Genomic DNA, 10,484 nt, shown 5'->3' on the forward strand with positions numbered 1-10,484 from the left:
TCCGGACCAGACACTCGAAGCCGTCCTGTCCGCCGTAGGTCTTCTGCCAGTAGCGCTCGCCAAGGCGGTCGATGACCTGCTCTGCGCGCGTCTCGGCGGTTTTAGGGTCGAACTCGGCGAATGAACCACCGCCAGCGTCACCGCCGGAGATGTTCTCGGCGGGTTCGTCGTTCATGAGCGTGGGTAGGGCTTGCTCCGAAAAAACGCTACGTGCGCCGGCAGATCACTCGCGGAGGAGGCTGCGAGTTGGGCTCGATCAGGAACGCTACTCCTCGGCTCGCAGGACGCATTCGAGGTCGGCACCGGCCGCGAGCGCGTCGACGAACTCGCGGTCGAGGTCGGCGGCCGCTTTGTCCGCGCCGACCATGACCGTCCGGTCGTCGACGTAGTCGCTGGTGCGGCCGACCATACTCCGGTCGTTCTCGAAGGAGAGGTCGGGGTGACCGCGGCCCTCGATGGCCTCCTCGTGGCCGTCAGCGCGGAGCGTTACCGTGATCGTTGCCTCGTGGGACTGGCAGGCTTCGACGAACTCCGCATCGAAGTCGGCGGGGACCGTATCGGCTTCGACGGCGAGGATACAATCGCCCGCGGGCGTGAGCCAGTCGTCGCTGGTCAGTTCGAAGGTGCTCGCGTGTTCGGCCGACACGTTCTCGTGTCCCGTCGCGCGTACGCGTCGTTCCATACCCGGCCCGAAACGGTGCCGCTACTTCAGGCCGTCCGTTCGCACCGTCTAGATTAGCGTTCATTTATATACCAAACGCACACACCTTGGTAACGGATAACGTACGAATCCCGGCGTGTGGTACCTGTTTTCACGGGGGTCAACCTCCGCAATTTTTAAATACGGCAATCCAGTACGTAGACATACCAGAACGCGTCCGGCGTTCGGCAGCATCGTAAGCCGACCAGAATGACAGGAGCACTTCCTTATACGGCGACTGGCCTTTCCACCAGTGGTAGCTGTCGCCGCCGGAGCGGTAATGGAGTAGATCGATAACCATGGCAGAGTCAATTAACGAATCCGATAACGTAGAACTCACAGACGACGACCTCGAAAACAAATCCAAAGGGCAGCTCATCAAGCTCGCCGGTCAACTGCGCGACCGACGAAACGAGCTGAACCAGATGGCCTCCGAGCGGGCCTCCAAACGCGACGAACTCAACGCGAAGACGCGTGAGAAAGTCGACGAGGCCCAGGAACACCGCGAGAAGCGGGACGAACTGAACGAGCAGGTTCAGGAACACAAGGAGAGCCGAAACGAGCTGAACGCGAAGGCTAACGAGCTTTTCGACAAGGTCGACGACCTCAAAGAGGACCTCGAACTCGACGAGGGCAAGAGTGTCGACCAGCTCAAAGAGGAGATCGAGGAGCTGGAGTTCAAACAGCAGACCGAGGTTCTCTCGACCGAGGACGAGCGCGAACTCATCGAGAAGATCGAGGAGAAACGCGAGAAGCTCCAGGACCGCAAGGACAAGCTCAACCAGACGGACGACCTCGACGAGCTGAAAGAGGAAGCCCAGGAGGTCCGCGCCGAAGCCTCCCAGCACCACCAGAAGGTGACCGAGCTGGCGGACAAGGCCCAAGAGCATCACAACGAGATGATCGAGGCCTACCGAGAGGCCGACGACATCCGTGACGAGGCCGACGAGTGGCACGAGAAGTTCGTCGACGCTCAGGAAGCCGCCGACCGGCACCACGAGGACTTCGTCCGCGTCCAGAAGCGCCTCCGCGAACTCGACAAGGAAGAGGAAGAAGAGCGCGAGGACGAGCGCGCCGAGGAACGCGAGGCCGCCAAGGAAGAGGCCGAGGAGATCTACCAGAAGTTCAAGGAAGGCGAGACCCTCGACACCGAGGACCTCATGAAGCTGCAGAAGGCCGGCAAGCTCTAATACCGCTCCACAACGCGACTTGCTCCTGTCGCGGCCTGACGGCCGCCGGATAGTCGCACACCACGGTTTGCGGTTTTCTCACTTTCACGATATTCACGTTTCGTAGCGGTAGCACTCGCAAAGATCGCGTCTGAACACGTTTCGCGATATTACACAGAAACAGTAGTTAGCATCCGCGAGCGCCCGAAGGGCGCGAGCGGTTCCCGGCGACGAGGCCGCAGGCCGAGTCGCCGTAGCGCCGACCGACTACCGCGCGGCCGCTAGGCCGCGCGACTGGAGGGAGGCGCGCATATTTTCACCATGTTTTTGCCGCGAACCGGGGTCGCGCCCCGAAGCGGGCGCGACCCGCGTTCGCGTGCAAAAAGTGGTTGTTAATGATCGTCTTCGCGCCACTTGTGGTCGCACTCGACGCAGGTGAAGAATCGGGTTTCGGATTCGTCGGCGGCGCGGATCTGCTTCATCTCGTAGCGGGCGCGGTCGTGGCCGCACTCGGGACAGCGGGCGTTGGTCGTCGGGCCGATCTCGGCGTCGTCGACCTCGGACATGTCGACGGGGCCGCTGTCGTGGTCCTGACCCTCGGTAGTCGTCATCCGGGCAGCGTCGTCGTCGCCCTTGGACTTCTCGAAGTCACAGGAGCTACAGACCCACAGCCCGTCCTCGCTGTGCATCATCGAACCGCACTCGTCGCAGAATTCCATCTTGGTCTGAAAAGGCCAGCCGCGTATTTAAGCGGCGGGATTCATACGGCTCGTTGTACGGAATCGCCGGCGAACTGTACCGAGTGCTCGCCGGGAACAGACGACAACGAACCGTCAGCTATCCCCTTCGGACTGGCCGGGTTCGCCGATGGCCTCCGTAGGGAGGTATTCGTAGAGTTCGTCCCGGAGCTCCGTGGGGGAGTCGTAGCTGTCGCTGGCGGTTCGGGCGACGACGTCGCCGAGGTTCGTCTCGCCATCCGCCAGTTCGACGGTTACGTCGTCCAGCTGGTCGACGGCGTGCTCTTTGTCGACGGGGTAGGAAAGCGAGTCAAGGACGCTTTCGACGCGGCTAAGTTTGACAGTTCGTGCCATGATAAGGATAGTGCGGCCGCTGGGAAAGCTTCGTCGGCGCTTCGGAAAGGTGATACGGGGGCCGGCCTACAAATCGGTAGATGTTGGGGACGGACCGCCGAGTTATCGTCTTGGCGCTGGCCCGGATGGCCGACGCCGTCGCGAACTCGTTTCTGATCATCGTCCTCCCGCTCTATATCGCCAGCGGCGAGTTGGCGCTGCCGGGCTTCGAGGGGGCGGCGGTGTTCGGCTATCAGATAACGCTGGAGTTGCTCATCGGCTTCGCGCTGTCGCTGTTCGGCTTCCTGAACAGCTTCGCCCAGCCGTTTACGGGCCGCCTCTCGGACCGAACGGGCAGACGGAAGATCTACATCCTCTTCGGACTGTCCGTGCTGGCGGTGACGGCGGTCGCCTACGCGTTCGTCGACACCTACGAGGCGCTGTTGGTCGTGCGGGCGCTACAGGGACTCGGTGGTGCCTTCGTCATCCCGACGACCATCGCGCTGGTGAACGACCTCGCGCGGAGCGACGCCGAACGGGGCGGTAACTTCGGCGTGTTCAACACCTTCCGACTCATCGGCTTCGGCTTCGGTCCTATCGTGGCCGGGCTCGTGGTCCAGGCCGGGCCGTACGCGCTCGTCGATGGTGTCGTGCTCTCGGGCTTCGACGCCGCCTTCGGGGTGGCGGTCATAGGAGCACTCGTCAGTTTCATGCTGGTCACCGTCCTCGTCGAGGAGCCGGACATAGCCAAGGCCGAGGCCACCGACGACATCTCGGTTTCGGTCAAGGGCGATGAGGCAAACCAGTTGCTCGACCCCATCTTCGTCCTCGGAATCGGCACGCTGTTCATGGCGATCAGCATCGCGCTGTTCGCGACGCTGCAGGAGCCGGTCAACACGCGACTCGATCAGGGACCGATGTGGTTCGGCATCCAGTTTTCGGCGGTCGTCATCGCCAACGTCGCCCTGCAGATGCCCATCGGTCGGGCCTCGGACCGCATCGGCCGGCGACCGTTCCTCGTCGGCGGCCTGCTCATCCTCGCGCCCGCGGTTCTCGCGCAGGGACTCGTCACCTCGCCGTGGGCGATGCTCGTCGCGCGCCTGTTCCACGGAATCTCGGTGGCGATGGTGTTCGCGCCGTCGTTGGCCGTCGCCGGTGACCTCGCCGAGGAGGGCCAGTCCGGAACGACGCTGTCGGTGTTGACGATGGCGTTCGGCTTCGGGACAGCCATCGGGCCGCTCGCATCGGGACTGTTGTTCGGCTACGGCTTCGTCGTCCCCTTCGCCTTCGGCGCGATACTGGCGCTGGCGGCACTCGTCCTCGTTGCGACGCAAGTCGAGGAGACGCTCGAGGGAGCCGTGGTCCCTTCGCTCGTCCCGGGGCGAGGTGACTGAGACGGATCGCCGTACCGATGTACCGGCCGTCGCCAGTGCGGGTCCGCGAGAACCGATACGAGACGACAACAGTCCGTACGTGTTCAGAAATCGATCGTCCAGCGGTGGCTGCACTCCGCACACTCGAACGCGGTTCGAATCCCTACCTCGATTATCTCACGATCCGTGATTCGGCCTGCCTCCGCCGCACACTCCGGACAGGTTCGTCGCACACGCGCCGGTTACGCCCCTATCGGCATGAGGTACGTCCCTAACTGTTGGGGCGGGCCGGCGACATCCGAGACCTTCGGTTCGACGATGTATCCTCGCGGCGTGTACGGCGAGACAGTCCGGTCAATAACCGCCGGTGCCCTCGAAGCAGTTCCCACAGCGTGCCACGCCGTCGTAGGTGTCGAGTTCCGCCTCGGAGACGAACTGGGTGCGCGCCAGCGGTACCTCTCTGAGAGATCCACAGACCGCAACCCCGATGCCGTCCTCGTTATTCGGCTTGTGGAGAGTGTTGGTGTGCGTATTGAGAACGTGATTCATGGGAGATGTACGTGACACCCGGACTTAGTCTATCAGCCGTAGCTCTTAGGTCCGGACGACACAGGAGCGGAAGAAAGGACGGAGCGAAACGAACGGAAGACCGACGTTACCGGTTGCGGCCGAGCGATTCGTGGCTGGTCACCCAGTCCGAGGCGGAGATGGCAGCACCGAGCGAGATCTCGCCGGCGAGCACGGTCGTCGCCGCGATCTCGGCGAGTTTGTTGACGTTTCCGGGTCCGTTGCAGTCGAGCATCTCCAGGCACTCCTGTTGGGTCGCCATCCCGGTCCCGCCGCCGTAGGTGGCGACGATGAGCGAGGGGATGGTCACCGAGATATGGAGCGAGTCATCGTCCTCTAGCCTGGTGTTGAGGATGGCCGCCGAGGACTCGGCGACGTTGGCCTCGTCCTGGCCGGTGGCGATGAACAGCGACGCCAGCCCGTTTGCGGGGTGGGCGCCGTTGGTGTTGGCCCCCGAGAAGAAGGAGCCGATCGTGGCGATATCGCTGTGGTTGGCGAGACTCTCGGGTTCGGCACCGAGGTGATGGACACAGGTCTCGTGGTCCAGCGTCACCTCGGCGGTGACGCGCTTGCCGCGGGTCATCAGGTCGTTGACCTTGGAGGCCTTCTTGTCGGTCGCGAAGTTGCCTTCGAGATAGAAACTCTCGACGTAGCCGGGATACTCCTGGAGGATCCAGTTGCAGGCCGCGAAGGTGGCCTTCCCGACCATGTTCTGGCCGGCAGCGTCGCCCGTCTTGAAACTGAACCGGAGGTGGGCGAAGTTGTTGGTGAGGTAATCCTCGATTTCGATGAGCTCGGCGACGCTGGAGGTCTCCTCGGCTTCCTCCTTGACGGTCTCGAAGTGGTCGAAGACCCAATCACGGAAGTCCCGGGCCTCACGGGCGTCTTCGAAGACGAAGACGGGCGCACGGTTCATCCGGTCGTCGGAGACGGTGGCCTTCGCACCGCCGTTCATGTTGATGGCCTTCATCCCGCGGCTGTAGGAGGCCACGAGCGTCCCCTCGGTCGTCGCCAGCGGGATCGGATAGTAGCCATCGGCGTGTTCGCCGTTGACCTTGACGGGGCCCGCGATACCGAGCGGCATCTGGGCGACGCCGATGAAGTTCTCGACGTTACCCTGCCCTCTCGAGGAATCGAAGGAGTACTCGGGGACGTGTTCGAGGTCGACGCCCGTCTCCTCTTCGAGCCATTCGTGGCGTTCGGCGATGGCTTCCTCGCTGTAGTTGTCCTCCTCCGAGCGGGGGATGCTCGGGAGCTGGCCCTCGTCGCGGATGGTATCCTCGATTTCGAGGGAGAGTTCACCGAACGGTTCGGCGAGGAAGTCGATGTGGATCTGGTGGCTGCCACTCGGCAGGTTGAACTCCTCGACGACGACGGTGACCGTGGTACCGACCGGGAACTGGATCGGGTCGTCCTTCGAGACCTCTTCGAGGGTGAAGGTCTTGCCGTCAGCGGTCTCCAGCCGAACCGATTCCGCCTCGATCTCCTCGCCGTTGACGACGAGTCGGGAGACGCCCGCGAACTTGGCGTCCTTCAGCCTGTTCTTGACTTCGAATTCGATTCCCTCGTCGGTATCCTTCAGGCTCCCGTAGGTGTAGAGCCGTTTCAGGATCTTATCCGGAATGTCGAGCGAGACGAACCCACCCGACCCGACGATATTGGCATAGATCCGCTTCAGAATCCCACTATCTGGGGTTGGAATAACCATCGCTGTGCAACATGCTCTCGATAGACCCTGAAAAAGATTGTGTGGAACCCCTATCATTACCCTAGCGGAATCGATATCCGTAGGCGTGACACACGTCTTAAGAAGCCATGTTGAGCCGGTTTTGATGGCTTATTTATAAACGAATCAGCGGTCGAGGAACTCCCGCATCGCCTCGCGCTGGGAGTCGGTGCCGAACAGTTCGCCCCAGAGGCGGCGCTGGTAGCCCCGTTCGGCGTCCGGTTCGCGCCACGCGTACTCGAAGGCTTCCTTGGCGGCCCGCATGGCGAAGGCGGGTTTGGCTGCGATGTCCTCAGCGAGGTCCTCCGCGTACGTGGCGACGTTGTCGTGGGCGATGACGTCGCCCACGAGGCCGAGTTCGTAGGCGTCCTGTGCGTCGATGCGTTCGGCGAAGAAGACCAGCCGCCGGGCCGTCTCGTCGTCGACCAGTCGAACCAGTTTCCGGACGCCGCCCCAGACGGGCACGACAGCGAGGTCAAGTTCGGTGTGACCGAGGACGGCCCGTTCGCTGGCGACCCGAATGTCGCAGTTCAGGGCGAACTCCCAGCCGCCGCCGAGACAGTAGCCGTTGATGGCGGCGATGGTCGGCACCGGAAACCGGGCGATACGGCGGGTGACACGCTGGGCGGACTCCATGTAGGCGTCGGCCTCGGCGACCGTCGCGTCGACGAGTTCGCGGACGTCCGCGCCGACCGAGAAGGCCTCCTCGCCGGCACCCGTGAGGACCAGTGCGTCGATGTCGGCGCCCCGGGCGTCCGCGAGGGCGCCTTCCAGCGCCTCCAGCGTCGCCGAATCCAGGGCGTTGTACCGCTCCGGGCGGTCGATGGTCAGCGTCCCTACGCCGCCCTCCGTATCGAGCCGGACCGTGGTCATGCGTCGGCCAACGACGGCAGAGACCATAAGGCCACGTGTGGTCGCTCCGTGAGCCGCCTCCTTTTTGTACCCGACACCGCGTAGTCGACCCCAATGACGCTCTCGGAGGAGGCCGAATCCCGGCTGGCGGACCTCGTTGCCCTGCAACCGACGAAGAACAGCGAGCTACAGGACCGGTGGGGGATGGAAAGCGGCAGCGACGTCCACCAGTATCTGGAATCGGAGCTCAAGGAGTACTACTACCGCGACGAGGACAGCCTCATCCGCGCGACGCCGGAAGCCGCCGACCTCGTCGGCATGGACGTCGGCGAGGACATCGTACGAGTGCCCGAGCTACAGGCCAGAATTCTCGACGTCATCGCCGGCCCCGACGAGGAGCCCCAAAGCGTCGTTGCCGTCCTCCATTCCCTCCGTGAGGCGGGGCTGGACCCCGACACCGATTCCGTCCGCTCGGGCCTTCGGAGCCTCGAAGACAAGGGCGTCGTCGAGGTCATCACCAAGACCGTCCCAACGTTCCGACTGGCCCTCGACCGCGACGATCTACAGGTCGAGATGCTGGACGACCCCGTCGAGGCCTGATTCGGACGCGTTTCTCAGGCGACCCCGACGACTCGCCGTCGTATATCAACGGCTGGGTCGTATGCGTTCGGCCGGCACATGGGCCGGACAGTTAAGCCCGAGGGATGTATATAAGGGTACAATGACTGACCACTATCAGGTGACGGTCGTCGGCGGGGGCCCCGCCGGACTGACGACAGCGCTGTACACCACGCGACTCGGCCACGACACGGCAGTTATCAACCGCGGCGGGGGCCGGGCGGCGATGATGCTGGATACGCACAACGTCATCGGCGTCACCGAGGACGTCTCCGGAAACGAGTTCCTCGCGACGGCGACCGAGCAGATTCAGGCGTACGGCGCCGACTACTACCAGGACTTCGTCTCCGATATCGAGGAGACCGACGAGGGCTACCACATCACCGCCGGCAACGTCGAAGTGACGACCGACCACGTCGTGTTGGCGACCGGCTTCTCCGACGAGCGGCCCGATCCCCCGCTTCCCCGCACCGGGAAGGGCCTCCACTACTGTCTACACTGTGACGCCTACATGTTCGTCGACGAGCCGGTCTACGTGATGGGCACCGGCGATTCGGCGGCCTACGTCGCCATGATCATGCTCAACTTCACGCCCGAAGTCGACATCCTCACCCGCGGCGACGATCCCGAGTGGTCCGACGAGACCGATACGATGGTCGAGAACCACCCCATCGACGTCATCCACGAGGAGATTACGGGCATGAAAAAGCGCGACGACGGCTGGCTCGAAGCCTTCGAGTTCGAGGACGGCACCCGCCGGGAGTACCGCGGCGGCTTCCCGATGTACGGCTCGAACTACAACACCGACCTCGCGGAATCCCTCGGCGTCGAACTGAACGACGACGGCAGCATCGCCGTCGACGACCACGGCCGCACCAACGTCGACGGCATCTACGCCGTCGGCGACGTCACCCCCGGGCACAACCAGATTCCCGTCGCCATGGGCGAAGGCGCCCACTGTGGTATCGGCAACCACTACGACCTCCGGGCCTTCCCCCGCTCGGTGGAGGAAATCGAGGAGCAGGGCCCCGTCACGAAAGACGACATTCCCGCCATGTCCGAGGGACTCCGCACCCGGGCCGTCGAACACGAGGGCCACCCCGGTGATGGGCAGGCCGCGACGGCACAGACTGACGACGACTAGAACACCCACTTTTTGCACGGGCGGGCCGTCGGCTCGCAACCCAGGCAAAAACATGGGGAGGATATGCGCGCTGCGTGGCGGCGAAGCCGCCACGTCCATGCGGTTGCGGGCTTCGCCCGCAACCCGCTCGTTCCTGTCGCGCTCTCCCGACGGTCGAGCGCGGTAGTCACTCGTCGGATACTCGACAAAAGCGCACGTTTTCCACGCTGGAACCGACTAAGGATTCGTATCCTTCCGCATTGTTCCTGACACAATATTATGAAACGTGTCCAATGTACCGCGTGTATAGTGAATATTAAGGTTGCTGACCACGTGGGGTAGGTATGGAGACACGCAAGGTACAGCGGCTAGGGCCGTCGACGCTGGCGATGACCCTGCCCGCCGAGTGGGCAAGCAAGCAGGACGTCGAGAAAGGGGACGAGGTTTCGCTGCGGATGGGGTCGAAGGGCACGCTGACGGTCATGCCCGAGTCCGTCCAACAGGAGGAAAGCGAGGCCGTCATCCACGCGCAGAACCTCGACGCCGACGCCGTCGAACGCGCCATCATCGCCCAGTACGTCCTCGGCCGCCGTATCATCCACGTCGAGGTCGGCGAGGGCAACACCCTCGATTCCGCCCAGATCAACGCCGTCTACAACGCCGAAACCCAGCTGATGGGCCTCGGTGTCATCGAGGAGACGCCCGAACGCATCGCCATCCGCTGTTCGGTCGACCCCGAGGACTTCACCCTCGACAACCTGCTGGAACGGCTGGAATCGACCGGCTCGACCATGCGAAACGAGGCCATCAAGGCGCTGGCCCACGGCAACCCCGACCTCGCACAGCGCGCCCTCAACCGGGAGCGACAGGCGAACAAGATCTTCGTCCTCCTGCTTCGCCTCATCTTCACCGCCTACCAGAACCCGAATCTCGCACGCGCGGTCGGCCTCGATTCCGGGTTCCCGCTCATCGGCTACCGTTCTATCGCCAAGAACCTCGAACTCACCGCCGACAACGCCGAGGACATCGCCGAAATCGTCCTCGAAACCGAGGGCCACGCCCTCGACGTCGACCAGGCGACGATGCGCCGAATCCGCGAGTTCACCGACCAGGTCAACGAGATCACCGAACTCGGCGTCGCCGCCGCCGTCGAGCGCGACTACGACAAAGCCATCGAGACCCGCGAGAAGTTCGCCGAGATCGGCGACCGGGAGGCCGAAATCCTCAACGACCTCGACGAGATGCCCAACGAGGACCTCCTCCGCGTCCGCGAGGTGCTGGTCAGC

11 protein-coding genes and 1 pseudogene are annotated in these 10,484 nt (G+C 63.5%); 5 read left to right on the forward strand and 7 right to left on the reverse strand.

The window, feature by feature from the left end:
- Nucleotides 1-175 (reverse strand): annotated as a pseudogene (locus V5A53_RS09530) (endonuclease III domain-containing protein); the annotation flags it as partial.
- Between the two features lie 90 nt (nt 176-265).
- The gene (locus tag V5A53_RS09535; RefSeq protein WP_332313372.1) at nt 266-682 is read right to left on the reverse strand and encodes a DUF371 domain-containing protein; all 417 of its coding nucleotides are present in this window, start codon (nt 680-682) and stop codon (nt 266-268) included.
- Nucleotides 683-999: 317 nt separating this feature from the next.
- On the opposite strand from V5A53_RS09535, the gene V5A53_RS09540 reads away from it, so the two are divergent.
- Nucleotides 1,000-1,890, forward strand: a complete 891-nt coding sequence (locus V5A53_RS09540; RefSeq protein ID WP_178289438.1) for a coiled-coil protein — start codon at nt 1,000-1,002, stop codon at nt 1,888-1,890.
- Nucleotides 1,891-2,261: 371 nt separating this feature from the next.
- On the opposite strand, the gene V5A53_RS09545 is transcribed toward V5A53_RS09540, so the two are convergent.
- Both V5A53_RS09545 and V5A53_RS09550 read right to left on the reverse strand, forming a co-directional pair.
- Nucleotides 2,262-2,588 (reverse strand): transcription factor S, encoded by a 327-nt coding sequence (locus V5A53_RS09545; RefSeq protein ID WP_332313373.1) that lies wholly within the window; start codon nt 2,586-2,588, stop codon nt 2,262-2,264.
- A gap of 114 nt (nt 2,589-2,702) precedes the next feature.
- Nucleotides 2,703-2,960 (reverse strand): DUF5789 family protein, encoded by a 258-nt coding sequence (locus V5A53_RS09550; RefSeq protein ID WP_332313374.1) that lies wholly within the window; start codon nt 2,958-2,960, stop codon nt 2,703-2,705.
- An 80-nt stretch (nt 2,961-3,040) separates the two neighbouring features.
- Here V5A53_RS09550 and V5A53_RS09555 point away from each other — a divergent pair, with 80 nt between their 5' ends.
- The gene (locus tag V5A53_RS09555; RefSeq protein WP_332313375.1) at nt 3,041-4,333 is read left to right on the forward strand and encodes an MFS transporter; all 1,293 of its coding nucleotides are present in this window, start codon (nt 3,041-3,043) and stop codon (nt 4,331-4,333) included.
- A 333-nt stretch (nt 4,334-4,666) separates the two neighbouring features.
- Here the strand turns inward: V5A53_RS09555 and V5A53_RS09560 are convergent, their stop codons facing one another.
- The 3 genes from V5A53_RS09560 to V5A53_RS09570 all read right to left on the reverse strand — a co-directional run bounded on the left by V5A53_RS09560 (nt 4,667) and on the right by V5A53_RS09570 (nt 7,478).
- Complete coding sequence (locus V5A53_RS09560; protein WP_332313376.1) at nt 4,667-4,861, reverse strand: hypothetical protein; 195 nt, start codon at nt 4,859-4,861, stop codon at nt 4,667-4,669.
- A gap of 106 nt (nt 4,862-4,967) precedes the next feature.
- Entirely contained in the window at nt 4,968-6,587 is a 1,620-nt protein-coding gene (locus V5A53_RS09565) for a hydroxymethylglutaryl-CoA reductase (RefSeq protein WP_332313377.1), read from the reverse strand.
- Between the two features lie 144 nt (nt 6,588-6,731).
- Nucleotides 6,732-7,478 (reverse strand): enoyl-CoA hydratase/isomerase family protein, encoded by a 747-nt coding sequence (locus tag V5A53_RS09570; protein WP_332313378.1) that lies wholly within the window; start codon nt 7,476-7,478, stop codon nt 6,732-6,734.
- 93 nt (nt 7,479-7,571) lie between these two features.
- Here V5A53_RS09570 and V5A53_RS09575 point away from each other — a divergent pair, with 93 nt between their 5' ends.
- The 3 genes from V5A53_RS09575 to V5A53_RS09585 form a co-directional block, all read left to right on the forward strand.
- On the forward strand, nt 7,572-8,057 hold the full coding sequence (locus tag V5A53_RS09575) for a DUF5797 family protein (protein ID WP_332313379.1): 486 nt from the start codon (nt 7,572-7,574) through the stop codon (nt 8,055-8,057).
- Between the two features lie 121 nt (nt 8,058-8,178).
- Nucleotides 8,179-9,219, forward strand: a complete 1,041-nt coding sequence (locus V5A53_RS09580; RefSeq protein ID WP_332313380.1) for an NAD(P)/FAD-dependent oxidoreductase — start codon at nt 8,179-8,181, stop codon at nt 9,217-9,219.
- 323 nt (nt 9,220-9,542) lie between these two features.
- Nucleotides 9,543-10,484, forward strand: a 942-nt coding sequence (locus V5A53_RS09585) for a phosphate uptake regulator PhoU (protein ID WP_332313381.1), incomplete at its 3' end; no start/stop codon positions are given.

The organism is Natronomonas sp. (assembly GCF_036625485.1).
Lineage (GTDB): Archaea > Halobacteriota > Halobacteria > Halobacteriales > Haloarculaceae > Natronomonas.

What these genes read in the sequence shown, in the direction of transcription:
- V5A53_RS09580 (WP_332313380.1), top strand. Translation starts at nt 8,179, where the DNA reads ATGACTGACCACTATCAGGTGACGGTCGTCGGCGGGGGCCCCGCCGGA.
- V5A53_RS09575 (WP_332313379.1), top strand. Translation starts at nt 7,572, where the DNA reads ATGACGCTCTCGGAGGAGGCCGAATCCCGGCTGGCGGACCTCGTTGCC.
- V5A53_RS09550 (WP_332313374.1), bottom strand. Translation starts at nt 2,960, where the DNA reads ATGGCACGAACTGTCAAACTTAGCCGCGTCGAAAGCGTCCTTGACTCG.
- V5A53_RS09565 (WP_332313377.1), bottom strand. Translation starts at nt 6,587, where the DNA reads ATGGTTATTCCAACCCCAGATAGTGGGATTCTGAAGCGGATCTATGCC.
- V5A53_RS09535 (WP_332313372.1), bottom strand. Translation starts at nt 682, where the DNA reads ATGGAACGACGCGTACGCGCGACGGGACACGAGAACGTGTCGGCCGAA.
- V5A53_RS09545 (WP_332313373.1), bottom strand. Translation starts at nt 2,588, where the DNA reads ATGGAATTCTGCGACGAGTGCGGTTCGATGATGCACAGCGAGGACGGG.
- V5A53_RS09570 (WP_332313378.1), bottom strand. Translation starts at nt 7,478, where the DNA reads ATGACCACGGTCCGGCTCGATACGGAGGGCGGCGTAGGGACGCTGACC.
- V5A53_RS09540 (WP_178289438.1), top strand. Translation starts at nt 1,000, where the DNA reads ATGGCAGAGTCAATTAACGAATCCGATAACGTAGAACTCACAGACGAC.
- V5A53_RS09560 (WP_332313376.1), bottom strand. Translation starts at nt 4,861, where the DNA reads ATGAATCACGTTCTCAATACGCACACCAACACTCTCCACAAGCCGAAT.
- V5A53_RS09555 (WP_332313375.1), top strand. Translation starts at nt 3,041, where the DNA reads ATGTTGGGGACGGACCGCCGAGTTATCGTCTTGGCGCTGGCCCGGATG.